The organism is Micromonospora sp. S4605 (assembly GCF_003176715.1).
In the GTDB taxonomy this organism is placed as follows: Bacteria; Actinomycetota; Actinomycetes; order Mycobacteriales; family Micromonosporaceae; genus Micromonospora; species Micromonospora echinaurantiaca.
Genome location: NZ_QGSW01000258.1, coordinates 1 through 20,951, shown reverse-complemented (window position 1 = coordinate 20,951; position 20,951 = coordinate 1). Strand labels below are relative to the sequence as shown.

General features: G+C 73.1%; 14 protein-coding genes. 4 read left to right on the top strand and 10 right to left on the bottom strand.

The window, feature by feature from the left end:
- Positions 1–102 precede the first annotated feature (102 nt).
- The 3 genes from DLJ47_RS23240 to DLJ47_RS23230 form a co-directional block, all read right to left on the bottom strand.
- Entirely contained in the window at positions 103–3,183 is a 3,081-nt protein-coding gene (locus DLJ47_RS23240) for an NACHT domain-containing protein (protein WP_146228176.1), read from the bottom strand.
- 250 nt (positions 3,184–3,433) lie between these two features.
- Entirely contained in the window at positions 3,434–5,059 is a 1,626-nt protein-coding gene (locus DLJ47_RS23235; RefSeq protein ID WP_109902718.1) for an ABC transporter permease, read from the bottom strand.
- Entirely contained in the window at positions 5,056–6,000 is a 945-nt protein-coding gene (locus DLJ47_RS23230; RefSeq protein ID WP_109902716.1) for an ABC transporter ATP-binding protein, read from the bottom strand. Before DLJ47_RS23230 ends, DLJ47_RS23235 begins: the two co-directional genes overlap by 4 nt.
- A 109-nt stretch (positions 6,001–6,109) precedes the next feature.
- On the opposite strand from DLJ47_RS23230, the gene DLJ47_RS23225 reads away from it, so the two are divergent.
- Complete coding sequence (locus tag DLJ47_RS23225; RefSeq protein ID WP_109902714.1) at positions 6,110–6,874, top strand: TetR family transcriptional regulator; 765 nt, start codon at positions 6,110–6,112, stop codon at positions 6,872–6,874.
- Here DLJ47_RS23225 and DLJ47_RS23220 read toward each other — a convergent pair.
- Positions 6,871–7,461 (bottom strand): hypothetical protein, encoded by a 591-nt coding sequence (locus DLJ47_RS23220; RefSeq protein WP_109902749.1) that lies wholly within the window; start codon positions 7,459–7,461, stop codon positions 6,871–6,873. The two genes, DLJ47_RS23225 and DLJ47_RS23220, sit on opposite strands and share 4 nt — an antisense overlap.
- Positions 7,462–8,098: 637 nt before the next feature.
- Between DLJ47_RS23220 and DLJ47_RS23215 the strand changes: the two genes are divergently transcribed.
- Positions 8,099–9,883 carry an N-acetylglutaminylglutamine amidotransferase gene (locus tag DLJ47_RS23215; RefSeq protein ID WP_109902712.1) on the top strand — a complete coding sequence of 595 codons (1,785 nt, stop codon included), beginning with the start codon at positions 8,099–8,101 and terminating at the stop codon, positions 9,881–9,883.
- A 22-nt stretch (positions 9,884–9,905) separates the two neighbouring features.
- Here DLJ47_RS23215 and DLJ47_RS23210 read toward each other — a convergent pair whose 3' ends face one another.
- The 4 genes from DLJ47_RS23210 to DLJ47_RS23195 form a co-directional block, all read right to left on the bottom strand.
- Positions 9,906–11,042 carry a carboxylate-amine ligase gene (locus DLJ47_RS23210; protein ID WP_109902710.1) on the bottom strand — a complete coding sequence of 379 codons (1,137 nt, stop codon included), beginning with the start codon at positions 11,040–11,042 and terminating at the stop codon, positions 9,906–9,908.
- Positions 11,043–11,178: 136 nt separating this feature from the next.
- Positions 11,179–12,390: an RNA polymerase sigma factor gene (locus tag DLJ47_RS23205; protein ID WP_109902708.1), complete on the bottom strand. Its 1,212-nt coding sequence runs from the start codon at positions 12,388–12,390 to the stop codon at positions 11,179–11,181.
- Positions 12,391–12,577: 187 nt separating this feature from the next.
- Positions 12,578–14,614 carry an amylo-alpha-1,6-glucosidase gene (locus DLJ47_RS23200; RefSeq protein WP_109902706.1) on the bottom strand — a complete coding sequence of 679 codons (2,037 nt, stop codon included), beginning with the start codon at positions 14,612–14,614 and terminating at the stop codon, positions 12,578–12,580.
- Positions 14,611–14,988 carry an SCP2 sterol-binding domain-containing protein gene (locus DLJ47_RS23195; RefSeq protein ID WP_158289878.1) on the bottom strand — a complete coding sequence of 126 codons (378 nt, stop codon included), beginning with the start codon at positions 14,986–14,988 and terminating at the stop codon, positions 14,611–14,613. Before DLJ47_RS23195 ends, DLJ47_RS23200 begins: the two co-directional genes overlap by 4 nt.
- A 203-nt stretch (positions 14,989–15,191) precedes the next feature.
- On the opposite strand from DLJ47_RS23195, the gene DLJ47_RS23190 reads away from it, so the two are divergent.
- Positions 15,192–15,569 (top strand): SCP2 sterol-binding domain-containing protein, encoded by a 378-nt coding sequence (locus DLJ47_RS23190; RefSeq protein ID WP_158289877.1) that lies wholly within the window; start codon positions 15,192–15,194, stop codon positions 15,567–15,569.
- A complete protein-coding gene (locus tag DLJ47_RS23185; protein ID WP_109902700.1) occupies positions 15,566–17,620 on the top strand; it encodes an amylo-alpha-1,6-glucosidase in 2,055 nt (684 codons plus the stop codon). Before DLJ47_RS23190 ends, DLJ47_RS23185 begins: the two co-directional genes overlap by 4 nt.
- 46 nt (positions 17,621–17,666) lie before the next feature.
- Here DLJ47_RS23185 and DLJ47_RS23180 read toward each other — a convergent pair whose 3' ends face one another.
- Together DLJ47_RS23180 and DLJ47_RS23175 are read right to left on the bottom strand one after the other, a co-directional pair.
- Complete coding sequence (locus DLJ47_RS23180; RefSeq protein WP_109902698.1) at positions 17,667–20,294, bottom strand: discoidin domain-containing protein; 2,628 nt, start codon at positions 20,292–20,294, stop codon at positions 17,667–17,669.
- Positions 20,295–20,494: 200 nt separating this feature from the next.
- The coding region (locus DLJ47_RS23175) for an ROK family protein (RefSeq protein WP_146228175.1) at positions 20,495–20,951 on the bottom strand (457 nt) is incomplete at its 5' end.

Below are 20,951 nucleotides of genomic sequence, written 5' to 3'. Positions count from 1 at the left end.
AGCCTTCAGACCCCGCCGATGATCTAGGCTCACGGCACGCAGGGTGTACGAAGACCCGACGGCATGCGTGAAGACCATTGGCCATCGGGTCCCTCGCCGTCCCTAACCGGCATGCCACATTGGCGCACTTCGGCTGATCGTCCGCAGGACGATGTCCGGGTCGGCGAGGACTCCGATCAGTTTCCGGGTGACGGCCACCGCTAGGGGCCCCCAGGTCGGGTGGCCGATCATGGTGTGGCAGGCCTGGAGACCGATCTCCGCCAGTTCCCGGCGGGTCAGCTCGATCTGCCGTGAGCGTTTCTGCTGCTCGGCCAACGCGCCGCGGATCCGGCGAAGCAGTTCGCCCTGCTCGTCGGTGACCCGTCGCATCACCTCGACCGCCCACGTCCACGTCTGCACGAGGACCAGCAGGTCGGCTCGGTCCTGGGCATGGTCCGCAAGCAGCAGTTCGTGGTGGCAGACGGTCACGGCGGCAGCGGCATCGCCCTCATCCAGGAGCAGGCGGGCCAGTAGGCCCGCCCCGATGGGCGCCGAGCGACCGCGACCGTCGCCGGCGCTGCCGGCGGCGAGCAGCCTGTTCAGCTGTCCCCGCGCCGCGTCGATGTCGCCATCGGCGTAGCAGAGGGTTGCCAGGAACTCGTCGGCGCCCGATTCCGCCGGGCTGGCGCCGTGCTCCCGTAGACGTAGTTCCTCGGCGGCGGCCCTCAGCTCGGAAATCGGCGCACGGGCCGTTATCAGCCACGAGATCCGCTGCCGCTGGTGCAGCACCGGCGTGACGGTCCCGGGTGTGAGGGGTTCCGGCATGAGGGCCAGGAGTTCCGCGAGTCGGGTCCACTCTCCGGCGGCCGCGCCCGCCAGCAGGGCCTTGCGCAGGGCCGCCACGGTGAGGTCGTCGCCGAATCCGACGCTCGCCGCCCGGGTTTCCGTGACCGCGGCGAAGTTACCCAGCGCTTCGGTCCAGTAGCCGGCCCGAGCCAGTTCGATCGCGAACTCCTCGCGGAGTCGGCTGCCCCTTCCCCCGAGGACCAAGCCGGCGGCGAGCCGGTTCTGCAGGCGGGTGTGCCGGAACCGGTACGCTCCGACGCCGTGCCGCAGCAGGCCCACTGTCTCCATGTACCTGAGGAACGCCAGTAAGCGGTACGGCGTCCGTCCCCTGGCGGTGAGCACGACCCGGGCCACGGAGAACTGGACCCAGGCACCACCTGCGCGTCGGTGCAGCCACCAACCCAGCCCCAGGCCCGTCCCGGCGGATATCAGTTGCGCGAGCGACGGTGATCCAGACAGCACACCGGTCAGCCGCAATGCGGCCACGCCAGCGAGCACCCGGACGACTGCCAAGACGACGGCCGGTACCGCTGATGCAACGATGGCCGCGCGGTCCTCGCGGACGGTCTCGACGGCGCTCATGGCGTCGAGTTCGGCGGCGGGAGCTGCGAAGTCGACCCGCAGACCGGACCGGGCGGCCTGGTAGACCCACCACGCAGCACCGAGCACGACCGCGCTCCGCGTCGGGACGGACCACGGCGGCAATCCGGGGATCCGGTCTAACAGCGCGACCAGCTCCGGGGACGGTGTGACCAGCCACAACAGCGTCCACGCCAGGAGGCCCAGAAACAGGCCGCCGATCAGGCCGTCGCGTAGCCCGTCCCGAAAGGCCCGCAGGCCGCCGACGAACACCATTCGGGTCGGGGTGCTGCCAGACGCCCGGGCAGCGCCACCGCGCATCATGGCGCGGGATGCGGCCAGCACAGAGGCCGCGACGGCGAAGCCGCCGGCGTTGCGGGCGACCATGTAGAGGAGGTCGCGGCTCGTGGCGTCCGTGACGATGCCGGCCATCGACGTGAGGGCGTCGCGGGCGAGCGTCAGGGCAAGCCACACCGCCAGCCCGGTGCGGAGGCCGTCGACGAGCGCCCAGAAGGGTCGTGGCAGCGCGGCGGACAACTGCCACCAGCGAAACTCACGGAGGTCAAGCGACTCCATGTGCGCGGCCAGGAACGACAGGTACCGGCGGGCCTTGTCCGGTTCCCATCGCTGCAGTCCCTGACCACCCCGGCGTGACCGCAGCGCGGCGTCGACTGCGCGGGTCAACAGTTCATCCTCCACCGATCGGCGACCCCTCTCCGCAGCCAGCGGGACGAGCTCGCGGGGATCGGTGCCGGGTTGATCGAAGGCGCTACGCGCCATGGCCACCATCAGCGGCGTCGACAACGCCGTGGTCAGCTCCGCGTCCGTACCGATCTTCGTCGCGACGCTCGACCAGTTGTCGGCTTGATGCAGCGGGGCTGCGTCGACCAGATAGTCCGCAACCTCGGCGGGCGTCAGCGGTTCGAGCATCACCACGGCGGTTCCGCGTAGCTTCTCTCCCTGGGACAGGTACCGGTCGTACACAAAGGACCGGCAGGTGAGGACGAACCGCTGGGTCGGTAGCGCGTTGAGTTCCTCGAGGCAGGCGGTGAGGCGTTCCTCAGGCACCTCGTCCAGCCCGTCAAGGACCGGCACGACGAGGTTTGTCTCGACGAGGTCCCGCAACACCGCGTCTCGGCGGGGATGATCGGCCGCGACCTGCGGGAATCGGCGGGCAATCCGGTCGACGAGCCAGTCGTGGAAGGCCTCCCGTCCGGGGTCCCACGACTCGACCGGCACCAACACCGGGACGGGCATGTCCGGCTCACGGTGCAACGGCAACTCTCGGGCCATTCGCAGCGCGATGATCGACTTGCCGGATCCGGGCGGTCCCAGCACGAGTAGCCGTCCGGACGGAATGGCCCGGTAGCGGCTCCACAGCCTGCCGTTGCGGCCAGAGAGGTCCATCGGACCCGCATCGCTGGACCGGCCGATCGCCCGCCAGGAAGGGAAGAACCGCTCTGGCCCGTTGCGCCACCGCACCGGCAGCGGATACGGCTCGTCTACGGCACGGAGCAACGCTTCGTCGGTCGGATCGCGACGGATCAGCTCGGCGAGTTCATCCGCGGCCGCACGCCGGTGCGCGGCGGCCGGTGATATTGCCTGCCGATTCGTCGTCACCTGGTCCAGGACGACGTAGACGGCAAGGACACCGGCGATGACACCCCAGGTCCAGTTGACCTTTTCGAAGTCGTAGCGCAGCCAGACCCAAGCGGTCCCGGCTGCCGCCAGGACAGCGACGACGGCCAGTAGTCCCCACTTCCACATCCGACGCTGCACCGCATGATTGTGATCGACTTCCGCGCCGCCTGTGGTACACACGCCCCAGGTTCGGCAGCAGCAGACTGGGTTCCTCGACGGCGGAGCGGCGGACACCCGGTGCGGCAGGCTGGAGTCAATCGTCGCCCGGCCCACCTCCGGTGCCGAGGCGCCGGGTAACGGTGGCTTGGCACAACCTCGCAGCCGGCCGGTGAGGCAGCGGCAGGACTATGGCGCAGCGGCGCCAGCGCGGCCCGTTGCGCGCGACAGGTCAGCTCGGCACGTCGCGGTGGCGGAAGGCGGCCGTACCGGCGGCGAGCAGGGCCACCGCCACGGCGGTCAGCACGACCAGCGGCAGCGCCGTCGCCTCGACCGCCGGCACGGACGGGACGTGGGTGTACGGGGACAGGTTCAGCGCGGCCTGCGGCAGTTCGAGCACCGCGCCGAGCTGGCCGAGCAGCAGGAAGACCAGCAGCGCCGTCCAGGACAGCGCCACCGACCAGCGGGGCAGCAGGCCGAACAGCGCGGTCACCACGCCGACCACCACGAGCAGGGCCGGCAGCCGCAGCAGCGCGGCGCCGCCCAGGTCGACGGCGCGCCCGACCGGGTCGCCGGCGACCAGGCCGTGCCCCAGGCCGGTGGTGAGGCCGGCGAGCAGCACCAGGGCCAGCGCGCCGAGCGCCGCGGCGGCCACCTGGGTGCCCAGCCAGCGGCCCCGGCTCACCCCGGTGGCGAGGACGGCCTCCAACACGCCGTCGGACTCGTCGCCGCGCACCCGCAGCATGGCCTGCACCACGTACGCCCCGATGGTCAGCGCGAACAGCCCGAGCATGGCGGCCAGGTACGCGTCGACCAGGTCGGCCCCGCCGCCCATCGCGGCGATCGCCTCGGCGGCGGCCGGGTTCTCCTCGATCATGGCGTTGAACTCGTCGGCGGCGATGCCCATCGAGAACCCGAGCACGGCCACCCCGACCGCCCAGCCGAGCAGCGCGCCGCGTTGCAGCCGCCAGGCCAGCCCGGCGGGGCTGAGCAGCCCGGACGGGGCGTTCGCCGGACCGCGCCGGGGCGCGACCAGGCCGGCGCCGATGTCCCGCCGCTCGGCCAGCGCGTAGGCGGCCACCACCGCGGCGAGCAGCAGCGCGACGGGCAGCGCGAGGACCCACCAGCGGTCGTCGACGTAGGCGCGCACCTGGTTGCCCCAGCCGAGCGGCGAGAGCCAGGACGGCCAGGCGCTGACCACCCGCAGGCCACCGTCGGTCTGGTCGCCGAGCACGTCGCCGGCGGCGCGGAGCAGGAAGGCGACCCCGACGACGGCGGCGGCGAGCGCGTTCGCGCCCCGGGAGGTGACCGAGAGCTGGGACGTGACGGCGGCGACGCCGGTGAAGGCCACCCCGACGCCGCCGATCGCGCCGGCCGCGACGAGCGAGCCGGCCAGCGGCAGGCCGGCGGCGGCCAGGCCGGCGGCGAGCAGGGCGGCGGCCGCCACGTTCGCCGCGACGACCACCAGCAGCGCGGCGGTGAGCAGCGCGTACCGGCCGACCACGGAGGCGCCGAGCAGCTCCGCCCGGCCGGTCTCCTCGTTCTGCCGGGTGTGCCGGACCACCGCGAAGGTGCTCAGCAACGCGAAGATCAGGGCCAGCGTGACGTACGTTTCGGCGACCACCACCGCGCCCAGGTCGGTGCCGGCGATCGGCCCGTTGAACGCGCGGGCGACCAGGCTGGACGCCGAGGTGGTGGCGTAGCCGACCCGGGCGGGCTCGTCGGGGTAGATGCCGACGACGCTCTCGGCGAGGGCGTAGCCGAGCAGGGGCGCGCCGAGCACCCAGATGGCGAGCCGGACCCGGTCGCGGCGCAGCACGAGCCGGGCCAGCGCGCCGGTGGCGGTGAGCGTGCTCATCGGGCACCCGCCCGGCGGCCGTCCAGGCGGGCGGCCTTCCCGGCCGCCTCGGCGGCCGGCCGCTCGTCGCCGTAGTGACGCAGGAACAGCTCCTCCAGGGTGGGCGGGGCGCTGGTCAGGGCGCGGACACCGAACCGGACCAGGTGCCCGAGCAGCTCGTCGAGGTGGGCGGGCTCCACCTCCAGGTGGGTACGCCCGTCGACCTCGCGCACGTCGTGCACGCCGGCCAGCGCGTCCAGCCCGGTCAGCGGCCGGGCGGTCTCGACCGTCACCGCGGTGCGGGTGAGGTGCCGCAGCTCGGTGAGGGTGCCGGACTCGACGGTGCGGCCCTCGCGGATGATGCTGACCCGGTCGCAGAGCGCCTCGACCTCGGCGAGCACGTGGCTGGAGAGCAGCACGGTGGCGCCGTCGGACTTGATCCGCCGCACCTCGTCCTGGAACACCGCCTCCATCAGCGGGTCGAGCCCGGAGGTCGGCTCGTCGAGCACGTACAGCTCGACGTTCGATGCGAAGGCCGCGACGATGGCGACCTTCTGCCGGTTGCCCTTGGAGTAGGTGCGGCACTTGCGGGTGGGATCCAGGTCGAAGTGCTCGAGCAGCTCGTCGCGGCGCCGCCGGTCCAGGCCGCCGCGCAGCTTGCCGAACAGGTCGATCGCCTCACCGCCGGAGAGGTTGGGCCACAGACTGACGTCACCCGGCACGTACGCCAGCCGGCGGTGCAGGGCGACCGCGTCGCGCCACGGGTCGGCGTCGAACATCCGCACCTGGCCCGAGTCGCGCCGCAGCAGGCCCAGCAGGATGCGGATGGTGGTGGACTTGCCGGAGCCGTTCGGGCCGAGGAAACCGTGCACCTCCCCCGCCTCGACCCGCAGGTCGAGCCCGTCGAGCGCCCGGACGCTGCCGAACGTCTTGACCAGGTTGCCGATCTCGATGACGGGCATCGCCCCTCCTGCCGTTGACACCTCGACGAACCCCACTGTACTGACCGGCGGTCAGTTCTCTCAACCGTGACCCCGGCCACCGGTCAGGACGCGGGCTAGGCTTGCCGGCATGACCGCCGAGCCCGCGGACGACACCCGCACCCGGATCCTGCGCGCCGCGCTCGATCTGTTCGCCGAGCACGGCTACCAGCGCACCGCGCTGCGGCAGATCGCCGACCGGCTGCGGCTGACCAAGGCCGCGATCCTCTACCACTTCCCGACCAAGGAGCAGCTGCTCACGGCCCTGGTCGAGCCGCTGGTGTCCGACCTGGAGCGGCTGCTGGACGCCGCCGAGGCGCTGCCGGCCGAACGGGCCCGGTGGACCGTGCTGGAGGGCTGGGTGGACATCATGCTCACCCACCGCCGGCCGCTCGGCATGCTCTTCCACGACATCGCGCTGATCACCCGCGGCGACACCTTCAACCGGCTGATGCGCATCGCCATGCGGGCCAACGACCTGATCGCCGGGCCGGACGCCGGGCGCCGGGAGCGGGTCCGGGCGGTGCAGACGGTCGCCATGTGCAGCGACCCGGTGGTCTTCTTCGCCGACGTGCCGGACGAGGTGCTGCGCGCGGACATGCTCGACGGCGCACGGAGGCTGCTGGCCGTGCCCGGCACCGAGGCCGCCGTCGCCGGGACGGTGGGCGCGCCCGGGCGCCGGCGCCGACCGGGCCGGCCCCGGGCGCTGGGCCACGAGCAGGTCGAGGCGGCGCGTCGGATGCACGCCGCGGGCACCCACTCGGTGGACGACATCGCCGCCGCGCTGGGGGTGTCCCGGGCCACCGTCTACCGGCACCTGGGCCGGGTCGCCGGGCAGAATAATGAGACGGTTTAGCGACGGTTTCGAGACGGTTGTGGGACGGCTTCGCCGGCCGCGGCCGCACGGTCGAGCAGCGCCTGTTCCAGCAGCGCGGACTGCGCCACCGAGCCACCCCGGACGGCGAGACTGCGCCGGGCAGCGCGGTAGAAGCCGTCCCGTGCCTCGTTGACCCGGGAGAGCACCCCGGCCATGTCGGGTTCCGGGTCGGCGATGCCCCGGGCCAGCCGCTCCAACTGCCACACCGCGTCCCGCCAGACCCTGGCCGCGGCGACCGTCGCCTCGTCGCCGAGCAACAACATGTTCTCCCAGGCGATGGTGCGCCGGGCGTCCGTCTCGGCAAGCTTCGCCAGGCCAGCCTCCCGGTCGATCGGGTGGCTGTGGGACTCCGGCCGGCGGTCGGCGGTCATCCGCAGTGCGACGGCGTGGCTCTCCTTGACGGCGTGCGCGTACTCGACGTACGCGTCGAGCCGCCGTTCGTCCCACCGGATGCTCTGGTTGCGCCGCCACCGGGCCCGGTCCGCCAGCGACGTGGCGAGAATCGTGCCCAGGGTTCCGACCAGTACGCCCAACAGCGCGGGGAGCTGCGCCAGCAAGGTGCCCACGCCGCCGAGGCTGTCATGCGCCGGCAAGCTCACGCCGGACCGGCACGACGACGGGTCAGGCGGCCAGCGCGGCCGTCGCGACCGGGCAGGGCGTTTGACCACGCCGACGGTCGCGGCGGGTCTGCCGGGCGGGCCACTCGACAACGAGGGTGATGCCTCAGAGTCATCAAAATGACTCAGAGGCATCACCCTCGCATGGCACACCTCGACCCGCCACGACCCCCGGGCGGATCGCACGCCGGCGGGCCGGGGGTGCGGGGCCGGTTCAGTGCGCGCGGGACGCCGCCGGGCGGCGGTCGTGCGGGGCCGGTTCAGGGCGCGGGTCGCGGTCGTGCGACGTCGGGCAGCCGGTGAACCAACGCCGGGCGAGGACCAGCGTCGGTCACGGCCGCCCGGGCGCCGGCCGGCGTACGCATTCCGCGCCACCGGCGCCAGCGCGGCCCACGTGTGCACCCGCGCCACCGGGTTGATCGCCGCGAGGCCCGGGCGGAGTTTGATCGCGGCAGCGGCGGGTAGCCGGACCGCCCGTCCTGCGGACGGGACCCGGACCCCGGACGGGCGGTTCGGCACAGGGATCGGGCAGGACGGGAGTGGTGGCGGTGGGTCCGGTGCCCCGGGCGAGCGGTGGCCGCTGAGGATGTGCGGAATCAGCGGCGAGGCGAGGTTCGACGGCTCGACGCCGGACGCCGCGGCGGTCACCCGGATGACCGAGGCGATGCGGTCGCGCGGCCCGGACGGCGAGGGGTTGTGGCGCGACGGCTGGGTGACCCTCGGGCACCGCCGGCTGACCATCATCGACCTCTCCGACGCCGGCGGCCAGCCGATGGTCCGCGAGGACCTCGGCCTCGGCCTGGTCTTCAACGGCTGCGTCTACAACTACCCGCAGCTGCGCGACGAGCTGCGCGCCGCCGGGTACACGTTCCACTCCACCAGCGACACCGAGGTGATCCTGGTCGCGTACGCCCACTGGGGGGAACGCTTCGTCGACCACCTGGTCGGCATGTTCGCGATCGGCCTGGTCGACCGGCGGCGGCGCCGCCTGCTGCTGGCCCGCGACCGGCTCGGCATCAAGCCGCTCTACCTCGCCGAGGCGCCCGGGCGGCTGCGGTTCGCCAGCACCCTGCCGGCGCTGCTGCGCGCTGGTGACGTCGACACCGGGATCGACCCGGTGGCCCTGCACCACTACCTGTCCTGGCACTCGATCGTCCCGGCGCCGCGGACCGTGCTGCGCGGGGTGCGCAAGCTCCCCCCGGCCACCCTGCGGGTGATCGAGGCGGACGGGCGCAGCCGGGACCACGTCTACTGGCGGCCGGAGTACGTGCGCGACCCGGCGCACGCCGGCATGGACGCCGCGGACTGGCGGGCCATGGTCGGCGACGCGCTGCGCACGGCGGTACGCCGGCGGCTGGTCGCCGACGTGCCGGTCGGCGTGCTCCTCTCCGGCGGCCTGGACTCCAGCATGATCGTGGCGCTGCTCGCCGAGGCCGGCCAGCACCACCTCCAGACGTTCAGCATCGGCTTCGACAGCCGCGGCGAGGAGACCGGCGACGAGTTCCACTACTCCGACCTGGTGGCCCGCACCTTCGACACCGACCACCGCCGGATCCGGCTCGCCGACGACGACCTGGTCCCGGCGGTACGCCGTACCGTGCTGGCGATGACCGAGCCGATGGGCAGCCACGACGTGGTCGCCTTCCACCTGCTCTCCGAGCAGGTGGCCCGGCACGTCAAGGTGGCCCAGTCGGGGCAGGGCGCGGACGAGGTGTTCGCCGGGTACGGCTACCACCAGCCGCTGGCCCGGGTGCCCCGGGACGGGGCGGCGGAGACGTTCGCCGCCGCCTTCTTCGACCGCGACCACGCGGAGCTGCACCGGGTGGTCAGCCCGGCGTACGCCTGCGGGCACGACGCCAGCCGGGAGCTGCTCGCCGCCGAGCTGGCCGCGCCCGGCGCGGACACCGCGCTGGACGCGGTGCTGCGGCTGGACACCCACCTGATGCTGCCCGACGACCCGGTCAAGCGGGTGGACAGCATGAGCATGGCCTGGGGGCTGGAGGTGCGCACCCCGTTCCTCGACCAGGACCTGGTCGCGCTGGCCGCGGCCTGCCCGCCCGAGCACAAGGTGGCCGACGGCGGCAAGGCGGTGCTGAAGGAGGTGGCCCGCGAGGTGCTGCCGGCCGAGGTGGTCGACCGGCCCAAGGGCTACTTCCCGGTGCCCGCGCTGCGCAACGTCGACGGCCCGGTGCGCCAACTGGTCACCGAGGCGCTGCACACGCCGGCCGCCCGGGAGCGCGGGCTGTTCCGCCCCGAGTACGTCGCCGAGCTGCTGGCCGAGCCGGACCGGGCCGAGGCGGCCGCCGGCAGCAACAAGCTGTGGCAGCTCGGCCTGCTGGAACTCTGGCTCCAGACGCACGACATCCGGTGAGCCATCGGGGCGCAGGCGCCGGTCAGCCGGCGATGGTCTGGGCGGCGACGTGGTCCAGCACGGCGCGGATGTCGCCGCCGGTGTCGGCCATGATGCGCCGCTGACGGGTCGCACCGGTGCCCTCGCCGCGTAGCCGGATCAGTTGCGCGACGGCGTAGTCCAGGTCGCCGTGCCGCGCCAGCGCCGGGGTCACCGCGGCGAACATCTCGTCGACCAGGTCCCACGCCGGCCGGGCGCCGCCGGCGTGCAGGTCGATCAGATCGCCGTCGAGGCCGTCGTGGGCGGCCCGCCAGTGCGCCGCCGAGACCAGGCAGTTGCGGATCCGGGGGGCGGCCACCCCGGAGCGGACGTCGTCGACGGCCGTGGCGACCAGCGCCCGGACCAGGGCGGCCACCAGCACGGTGTCGTCCACGGTCGGGCACACGTCGCCGACCCGGACCTCCACCGTCGGGTACGCCGCCGAGGGCCGGGCGTACCAGTAGACCATCGCCGCGTCGAGCATGATGCCGGCGGCGATCAGGTCGTTCACGGTGCGGTCGTAGTCGGCCACGGAGTCGAAATGCGGCGTCGGGCCGATGCTCGGCCAGCGCTCCAACTGCATCGACCGCCAGCTGGCGTGCCCGGTGTCCCGGCCGTCGTGCAGCGGGGAGTTGGTGGTGATCGCCTGCACCACCGGCAGCCACGGACGCAGGTGGTTGCAGACCTGCACGGCCAGTTCCCGGTCGGGAACCCCGACGTGCACGTGGCAGCCGCAGACCGCCGGGTCGTGCGCCACCGGGCCGAAGCGGCGGGACATGGCGTGGTAGCGCGGCTTGTCCGGCACCGTCCGGTGCGGTTCGTGTACCGGGGTGGCACCGACCGCGACCAGCCGGGCGCCGGCCGCCTCGGCCGCCGCCGCGGCGGAACGCCGCAACCCGACCAGCTGGTCCCGCAACTCCCCCAGGTCGGCGCAGACCGGGCTGACCATCTCCACCATGCTGTGCCGGAACTCCTGGCGGCTCTGGTCCCGGGCGGTGCCGTGCAGGGCGGTGAGCACCCGGTCGGCCACCGGCAGGCTCTCCCCGGTGGCCCGGTCGAGCAACAGGTACTCCTCCTCCACCCCGAGGGTCAGGGTGGTCAGACCGGGGACGCTGGTGGCAACTGCCGGACGGTACGTCATCGGTGGTCGGCGTCCGTTTCGTCGGGCGGCCCGCGCCGCACGGCTGGGCGACCGGCGTTCCCGTCAGCCGGGCCGGGCAAACGTCCCCGAGCGCCCCGGTCCGCGGCCACGGGCACGTCCCCGGGCCGCGCGTCCGCTATCCGCCGGCCCGCGCCGTCACCGCCCGCCGGGTCAGAAAGTCGCGTTCGGCCGCGTTCGCGGTCAGGTCGGCGGCCCGCCGGTACGCCGCCGCCGCCTCTTCCGGCCGCTCGAGCCGGCCCAGCAGGTCGGCGCGGACCGCGTGGAAGACGTGGTAGCCGGCCAGGTCGAGGCGTTCCACCTCGGCCAGCGCCGCGGCCGGGCCGGCCACCTCGGCCAGCGCGACCGCCCGGTTGAGCGCCACCACCGGCCCGGGAAGGTACGCCAGGAGCTGGTCGTACAGCGCCAGGATCTGGGCCCAGTCGGTGCCGGCCGCGTCCGGCGCGGCGCTGTGCACGGCGGCGATGGCGGCCTGGAGCTGGTACGGGCCGGGCTGGTCCCGGCGCAGGCAGCGGCGGACCAGCTCCTGCCCCTGTCCGACCAGCCCGGCGTCCCAGCGCCGCCGGTCCTGTTCGGGCAGCGGCACCAGCGCGCCGTCGGCGGTGGTGCGGGCGGGGCGGCGCGCCTCGGTGAGCAGCATCAGGGCCAGCAGCCCCTGCGCCTCCGGCTCGTCCGGCATCAGCTCGACCAGGAGCCGGCCGAGCCGGATCGCCTCGGCGCACAGGTCGTCGCGGACCAGCCGGGCGCCGGAGGTCGCCGTGTGCCCCTCGGTGAAGATCAGGTAGACCACCGCCAGCACGGTCCGGAGCCGGTCGGGCAGGTCGGCCTCCCGGGGCACCCGGTACGGGATGCCGGCGTCCCGGATCTTCGCCTTGGCCCGGACCAACCGCTGCGCCATGGTCTTCTCCGGCACCAGGAAGGCCCGGGCGATCTCGGCGGTGCTCAGCCCGCCGAGCAGGCGCAGGGTCAGCGCGACCCGGGCGGCCGGGTTCAGCGCCGGGTGGCAGCAGGTGAAGATCAGCCGGAGCCGGTCGTCGCGCACGGGTCCCTCCTCGACGGGTTCGCCGGCGGCGTACAGCAGGGCGGCCTGGGCGTGCCGGTCGGCCCGGGACGACTCCCGGCGCAGCCGGTCGATGGCCCGGTTCCGGGCGGTGGTGATGATCCAGCCGGCCGGGCTGGGCGGCGGCCCGGTCTGCGGCCAGCGGGCGGCGGCGACGGTGAAGGCCTCCTGCACCGCCTCCTCGGCGAGGTCGAGGTCACCGAGCAGGCGGGCCAGGACGGCCACCGCGCGGCCGTACTCCGCGCGGAAGACCTGCTCCACATCGGGCACCGGTTCAGTCTCCGTCTTCGCCCCGGAACGGCCCCGTACCTCGACGCCGGCCTCTCATCCTCTACACGAACCGCCCCGGCCGGAAACGACACGACCGCCCCCGGCGTGCCGCACCGTCGCCGAAACCGCACCACCGGCCGCGGGCGGGGTCACCGGGCGGGTCACCGGGCGGGGTCACCGGAAGCGGTCACCGGTCCGCGCGGCCACGCCCGAAGACGTCGGCTTTACCCCAGCGTCCGGGAATGTCGAGCAGTTCGATCCGCCCGACCTTCACCGGCACCGCCGGCCGGGCCACCAGGTGGTCGCCGCGCGGGTCCATCCCGAGCATCGTGCGCAGCAGCAGCAGCGGCGTCCCGGTGGACCACGCCTGCGGGCTGCACGCCGTCGGGTAGTGCACCGGATACCGGGTCAGCTCCCGGTCGTACCCGGCGAAGGCCTCCGGCAGCCGGCCGTGGAACAGGTCGGCCGCGTCGATGATGCCCTCGGCTATCCGGGCGGCCTCCCGGTCGTAGCCGTAGCGGCGCAGGCCCCACGCGATGAACGAGTTGTCGAACGGCCAGACGGTGCCGACGTGGTAGCCGACCGGGTTGTACCGCGCCTGGCCGGTGGCGAACGTGCGCACGCCCCAACCGGAGAAGAGCCGGGGCCCGAGCAGGTGTTCGGCGATCCTGCCGGCCCGGGACTCGTCGACGATGCCGCTCCACAGCAGGTGGCCGATGTTCGACGACAGCGCGTCGACCTGCCGGCCGTCGGCGTCCAGGGCGAGGGCGTAGTACTCGCCGTCGGCGACCCAGAAGTCCCGGTTGAACCGCTGCTTCAGCTCGGCCGCCTCCCGCTCCAACCGGTCGGCGTACACCGGGTCGCCCCAGAACTGCCGGGCCAGTCGGGCGCCGCGGCGCTTCGCGTCGTAGGCGTTGCCCTGCAACTCGCACGTCGCCCGGGGCAGGCCGGGCAGTCGCCCGTCCCGGTACGAGATCGAGTCCCAGGAGTCCTTCCAGCACTGGTTGTCCAGCCCGGTCCGCTCGTTGCGGCGCTGGTAGCGGACGTACCCGTCGCCGAGCAGGTCGCCGTACTCGTCGATCCAGCGCAGCGCCGCCCGGCCGGCCCGTTCGAGGCGGCGGACGGTGTCGGCGTCGCCGGACCAGCGCTCGTACTCGTCGAGCAGGACCACGTACAGCGGCGTCGCGTCGGCGCTGCCGAAGTACGGCGAGTGCGGCTGTTCCTCGAAGCCGATGCTCTCGCCGTAGCGCAGCTCGTGCAGGATCTTGCCCGGCTCCTCCTCCCGAAAGTCGTCCAGCACCGAGCCCTGGGTCAGGGCCAGCAGGCGCAGCGTGGTGGCGGCGAGGTCGGGGGCGAACGGCAGCGCCTGGAGGCTGGTGAGGATGCTGTCCCGACCGAAGACCGCCATGAACCACGGCAACCCGGCCGCGGGCAGGCTCCGCCCGCCCGTCGTCAGCGGCGTGAACCGCAGCGCGGCGAGATCCACCAGGCTGCGCCGGTAGGTCCGGGTGAGCGACTCGCAGTCGCAGGTCAGTCGGGGCGCCTCGGCGAGCCACCGTTCGAGGTCCCGGCGCAGTTCCCGGCGCGGGCGGACGGGCCGGCCCTCGAGGCTTTCCCGGATGCCCCGCCCGTGCACGCCCAACGCCCTGACCCGCAACTCGGTGACCCATTCGGCGTGCGGTCCGATGTGGACCTCGTAGCTCAACCCGTTCTCGTCGACCTGCGCCGGCGTCGTGCTGGAGACCACCGTCTCGCGCCGGAACTCCGCCCGCTGGTAGCCGAGCCGCAGGCACCCGTCCTCCACCCGCGCGTAGTAGGTCCCCTTCTTGTGCCGCACGTCCTTGATCTCGAACAGGTCGGCGAAGTCGCTGCCGACATCGACCCGGACCCGCAGGTCGACCGGGTCGGCCTGGTGGTTGACCACGATCAGCCGTTCGGTGAGCCCGCCGTCGATCGAGCGCTGGCGGATCACCGACACCGCGGGGTCGGTGAGCGGCGTCGAGGTGGCCGGCACGAGGAAGAAGCGGGCCTCGAAGTACTCGATGTCGTCCACCGTGAGCGGGCTCAGCCGCACCCCGTCGACGGTCAGGATCCACCTGGACAGAAACCGGGTGTCGAACGAGAACAGGCCGGTCGGGATGGTCGGGGAGGCGTCGACGTCGCCGCTCTCCTCGCTGACCACGAACGTGTTGCCGTCCAGCAGCCGGACGAGATCCTCGCTCATCCGGGCCGACTCCGTTCTGCCACGAAGGCTCGCGGGTGGTGCGCGTCCGTCGGCTGCGGCATGACCCGCTCCAGCAACCAGGGCAGCCGCACGTCGCCCTCGGCGGTCAGCTCGTTGCGCACCCACGCCGTGTAGATGTTCGCCTCCCCGGTGACGAACCGGTCGAACAGCGCCCGGTTGACGCGGAGGACGGCGTCGACCTCGCGGTCGGCCCGGGTGACGTGCACGTCCCCGGGTGTCATCGTCACGAACCAACGGTCGACGCCGTGCTCGTGCACGAGGTCGACCCGGAGGGTGCCGCAGGCTCCCTCGAACAGGGGTTCGTGCCCGCGACGGTCGAGCCGGTCGAAGAACTCCGCCGTAGGATCCGACATCAGACTCCCTCTGGTCGGCACTGACACGTCAGCCTCGCGCGGTCCCGAGCGCCCCGTCATCACCCGGACCGGGTGAGATCCGGCCCCGGACCGCGTCGGCCGGCGGGTCCCGCGCCGATCTCACCCTGGCCGGGTGATGCGGCCGCCCGCGGCGGCGGGCGATGCTTTGTCTCGGCCGGCCCGACTCGCTGCGGGGGGTGCTGATGTCGGACACGACCGAGGAGTTCTTCGACCGGCTCGCGCGTCGTGGCGCCGAGCGGCTGCTGCGCAAGACCACCGGCACGATCCGCTTCGATCTGGCGCACGAGCACGGGAACGACCACTGGTTCGTCACCATCAGGAACGGTCAGGTGCTGGTGTCCCGGGAGGACCGTGCCGCCGACTGCGTGATCCACGCCGAGAACGCCCTCTTCGACCGGATGGTTCTCGGCGAGATCAAACCGCTGCCCGCCTGGCTGCGCAACGACATCACCACCGAGGGCGAGTACTGGCCGATCGTGCTGCTCGAGCGCCTGTTCCGGCAGCCGCCCGGGGCCCACCATCCCCGCGAGTTCGTCCGGGAGCGTGGGGGACGGCGATGAGGTCGGACCTGGTCAGGATCCTGGACGGCAACATCTTCGTGGTCAGCTACGGCAGCGGCGACATCGAGTCGTCGCCCGCCGTTCCGTGCGGGTTCTTCTCCTTCGACACCCGGTTCCTCTCCAAGTGGGTGCTGACCGTCGACGGCGAACGGCTGCACGCCCTGGCCACCGACGACCTGAAGTACTTCGCGGTGCGCTTCTTCCTGGTGCCGGGCGAGCCGACCCACTACCTCGACGCCAAGGTTTCGGTCCTACGCGAGCGGTCCGTCGCGGGCAGCTTCCAGGAGCGGCTGACGGTCCTCAACCACAGCGACGAACCGGCCGACTTCACCGTCCGCCTGGAGGCGGACAGCGACTTCATCCCGGTGCTGGGGGTCGCGCAACCCCCGAACCCGGCGGGCCGGACCTACCGCAGCGTCGAGGTCGGTTGCCTGCGGCTCGGCTACGAACGGGAGCGGTTCCGGCGCGAGACCGCCATCATCACCAGCCAGCCGGCCCGGATCGACGAGCACGGGCTGACGTACCAGATCCGGGTCGAGCCACACGGGTCGTGGAGCACCACCCTGCACGTCCGCGGCTCGGTGCTGCGGCCCGACGGCGCGGATGTCCGGGACCGCATCCGCCCACCTCGCCGCCAGCGGAGCGAGCCGCAACTCCAGCGCGACCTCGACCAGTGGCTCGATCGGGCGCCGAAGCTGACCTGCGACTGGCCGGCCCTGACCAGCATCTACCGGCGCAGCCTGGTCGACCTCGCGGCGCTGCGGTACTCGCCGCTGACCCTCCCGGACCAGGCCATGCCCGCCGCCGGCCTGCCGTGGGCCGCCACCATCATCGGTCGGGACAGCATCCTCACCAGCTTCCAGTCGCTGCACATCGCGCCGGAACTCGCCGCCGCGACCCTGCGCATGCTCGGCGTCGACCAGGGCTCCGTGCTGGACGACTTCCGGGACGAGGAGCCGGGCAAGATCCTGCGCGAGTTCCGCTACGGCGAGCGGGCCGCGTTCGAGGAACGGCCGCAATCGCCGTACTTCGGTAGCGCCGACGCGACGCCGCTGTACGTGGTCCTGCTCGACGAGTACGAGCGCTGGACCGGTGACGTGGGCCTGGTGCGGGAGTTCGAGGACGAAGCGCGGGCGGCGCTGCGCTGGATCGACGAGTACGGCGACCTGCTGGGCGACGGGTACGTCCGCTACCAGCGCCGCAACGAGCGGACCGGGCTGGAGAACCAGTGCTGGAAGGAGTCGTGGGACTCGATCTCGTACCGGGACGGCACGTTGCCGGGCCTGCCCCGGGCGACGTGCGAGTTGCAGGGCTACGCCTACGACGCGAAGCGCCGGGGCGCCCGACTGGCCCGGGAGTTCTGGGGCGACCCGGTGTACGCCGACCGGTTGGAGCGGGAGGCGGCCGAGCTGAAGCAGCGGTTCAACCGGGACTTCTGGGTCGCCGACGGCGAGTACTACGCCCTCGCCCTGGACGCCGACGGCCGGCAGGTCGACGCGCTGTCGTCGAACATCGGCCACCTGCTGTGGAGCGGCATCGTCGACGAGTCCCGGGCCGGGAAGATCGCCGAACACCTGCTCGGACCCCGGCTCTTCTCCGGCTGGGGTGTGCGGACGCTGGCCGCCGGCGAGGGCCGCTACAACCCGCTCGGCTACCACGTGGGCACCGTCTGGCCGGCCGACAACTCGTTCATCGCCTGGGGGCTGCGCCGCTACGGCTACGGCCGGGAGGCCGCCCGCATCGCCGAGGGCATCATCGACGCCGGGGACTTCTTCGACGGCCGGCTGCCGGAGGCGTTCGGCGGGTACGACCGCGAGCTGACCCGCCACCCGGTCCAGTACCCCACCGCCTCCAGCCCGTACGCCGGCTCCACCGGGGCCGCGTTCCTGCTGCTGCGGACGGTGCTGGGATTGAAGCCGTACGGCGAGGACCTGGTGGTCGACCCGGAGCTGTCCGAGCGGTTCGGCCGGGTGGAACTGCTCGACATCCCCGGGCGGTGGGGCCGGCTCGACGCCATCGGCAACGTGCACACCGACGCCCGCCGGGCGTAGCGCGCGGGCCCGGCCGGACGTCCGGCCGGGCCCGCCACGGGACCGCCTACGGGTAGTTGGTCAGGTAGGACTGCTGGTGGGCGGCGTTCGCGGTGTCACCGGTGTTGTTGATCACCCGGTTGATCGTGCCGACCCCGCCGAGCGAGACGGTCACCATGTTGGTGAACCGGACGTTCGGGTTGGTCGGCACCTCGAAGGCCCGGTCGGCGACCACCGCCGGGTTGACGTTGAAGAAGCAGTAGCTGCCCAGCCCCCACGCCTGGTGGCTGGTCACCGAGTCGGCCACCTTGTACGCGGCGTAGCCCCGGGTGGAGCCGTTCATCCAGCCGGCCTGGTTCGGCGGGTCGTACGGCATCTCGTTCTGGTAGAAGTAGGTCCGGCCGCCGTTGCCGTTCCAGACGGTCTGGTACTTCTGGTAGTGCTCGACGAAGAGGCCGTACATGGTGACGTTGTCGCCGTTGACGGTCAGGCCGGTGTCGGCGGTGTTGACCGTCCACCCGACGCCGTCGCCGTGGTCGGCCCGCCACAGCCACATGTGGTCGCCGATCACGTTGTCGCTGTTGACGGTCAGCGTGGTGGTGGCCCGGCCGACGCCCGGCCCGCCGATGCGGAAGAAGACGTCGTGCAGCGAGGTCGGGTTGGCCGCGTGGCTGGCCGCCGAGCCGGGCGGGCCGACCTCCATCAGCACCGGCGAGGTGACCTGGCCGGCCTCGAACATGATGCCGGCCACCTTCACGCCGTCCACGTCGGCCACCCGCATCGCCACGGTGCCGTTGTCGGCCTGGATGGTGGCCAGGCCGAGGCCGAGGATCACCGTGTCCGGCCGGTCCACCCGGATCGGCTCGGTGACGTGGTGCACGCCCGGGGTGAACAGCAGGTGCCGACCCTGGGCGAGGGCGGCGTTGATGGTGGCCGCGCTGGTGCCCGGCTGGACCAGGTAGAACTGCGACAGCGAGATGGACGAGCCGGCCGGGGCCTTGCCGTACCAGCTGGTGCCGGTGGAGTTGGTGCGCAGCGCCGGCACGAAGACCCGGTACTCGCCGGTGCCGTCGACGTAGAGGAACGGCTTCTCCCGCACCTGCGGGGTCTGCGCGATGACGGTGTGCGACGGGTTCGGGAAGTGCGGGGCGGGTGCCCCGACGACGCCCTGGAAGACCATGTTCCACACCGACCCGGTCCAGCCGTTGCCGAACTCGCTGTTGCGCGAGTACCACTGCTGCTGGGAGCCGGAGACGACCAGGCCGTCGATGCGGGTGTCGGCCATCAGCCCGCCGCTGGACCAGCCGTCGCCGCCGTTCCAGAGCTGGATCTGGTTCTGCCCGCCGCGCAGGTGCATCCGGCGGTACGGCGCGGCCTGGGACACCGCCCACCGCTCCACGGTCACCCCGGCCGGCAGGGTCACCGACAGGTTCTCCGCGGCCCGCCAGAAGTTCTGGGTGGCGTTGCCGCCCATCCAGAACGCCTCGACCCGGACGTGGCCGTTGAGGTTCACGTCGTCGGGGCTCAGGCCGAGGCCGGCGACCTGGGTGAAGAAGCCGAGGTTGACGTCGGCGGTGTAGCTGCCGGGCTTGAACAGCACCGCGTACCGCTGCGGGCCGAACTGGTTGGTCTCCTGCTGGGTGAACAGGGTGTTCAGCCGGCTCTGGATGGTGGCGGTCGGGGTGGACGGGTCGAAGACGAACGTGTTCGGCCCGAAGTTCGGGTTGCGTGGGTCGGTGGGCGGGATGCCCGGGTCGGTGGTCCCTCCGGTGGTGTTCACCTGGAACTCCCAGAGCGAGTAGCCGTAGCCGGTCCCCCTCGCGGTGCCGTACATCCGCAGGTAGCGGCCGCTGCCGGTCACGTCGAGGGTCTGCACGCCGCCGGCGCCGGTGGTGGTGCTGTAGATCGTGGTCCAGGCGGCGCCGTCGGCGGACGTCTGGAGCTGGAACGCCCTGGCATACGCGGCCTCCCAGTTCAGCACCACCCGGCAGATGGTCTGGGTGCTGCCCAGGTCGACCCGGAGCCACTGGGGGTCGCTGGCCGCGCTGGCCCAGCGGGTCCCGGTGTCGCCGTCCACGGCGGCCGAGGCGGGCAGGCCGGCGTTCTCGGTGGACGAGGCGGTGGCGGGGCGGCCCTGGGCTGCGTTGGCGCTGCCACAGGTGGGCGTGCCGCCGCCGGTCTCGCCGTAGACCTGGAACTCCCAGAGCGAGTAGCCGTAGCCGGTGGCGCGCGCGGTGCCGTACATCCGGACGTAGCGGCCGGCGCCCCTGACCGCCAGGGTCTGCGTACCGCCGGTGCCGGCGGTGGTGGTGTGGATGGTGGTCCAGGCGCTGCCGTCGTCGGAGGTCTGGAGTTGGAAGGCCCGGGCGTAGGCGCCCTCCCAGACCAGGGTGACCTGGCTGATGGTGGCCCGGGCGCCGAGGTCGACCCGGAGCCACTGCGGGTCGCTGAAGGCGCTGGACCAGCGGGTGCCGGTGTTGCCGTCGACGGCGGCCGCGGCGGGGGTGCCGGCGTTCTCGGTGGAGGAGGCGGTGGCCGGGCGACCCTGGGAGAGCAGCACCGGCGCCGCCTGTGCCGGGGGCGTCAGGCCGGTCGGCGCCAGCGCCGCGACGAGCGCGACCACCAGGCCGATGAGGGTACGCCGGCGGGGTCGCCGGCCCGGTGCCGGGCGTACGGATGTAGCGCGAGATGTCATGACTTCGCCTGTCGATAGGGGGTACGGACGCCGGGCATGACGGGGTGACGGGAGGCCGGCCGCGGTGCGGGACGTGGTGCCACCGGGACGGGCACCGCGACCGGAGAGCGCTCTCGGGGAAGTGTTACGGCGCGGTTGCGACGCCGTCAAGACATCGATCTATAACGCTGTTATATATCCCGAAGGTTCGATATGACCGGTCAGGGCCGGACGCCGCCGGCCGCGAGCAGTCGGGCGATCGGCAGGGTGGCCGCCCCCAGCGCCACCGCGTCGACGCCGAGCCGGCACAGCTCGATCGACGCCTGCTCGTACGGCTGGCGCAGCGCCTGCCGGCCGGCGGCCTCGCGTACGGCCGGCAGCAGGTCGCCCAACGCCATCGCGGCCCAGCCGCCCAGCACCACCCGCTCCGGGTTGAACAGGTTGATCAGGTTGGCCACCCCGGCGCCCAGGTAGCCGGCGGTCTCGTCGAGCACCTGGCGGGCGGTGGCCGACGTGGCGGCCGCCTCGACCAGGGCGGCCAGCTGGGACTCCTCGTCGTCCCCCGGCACCGCCCGGCCGCCCCGCGCCTCCCGGTACCGGTCGATGAGCGCCTCGGCCCCGACGTACGCCTCCAGGCAGCCCCGCGCGCCGCAGCGGCAGGGCCGACCCCCGTACACC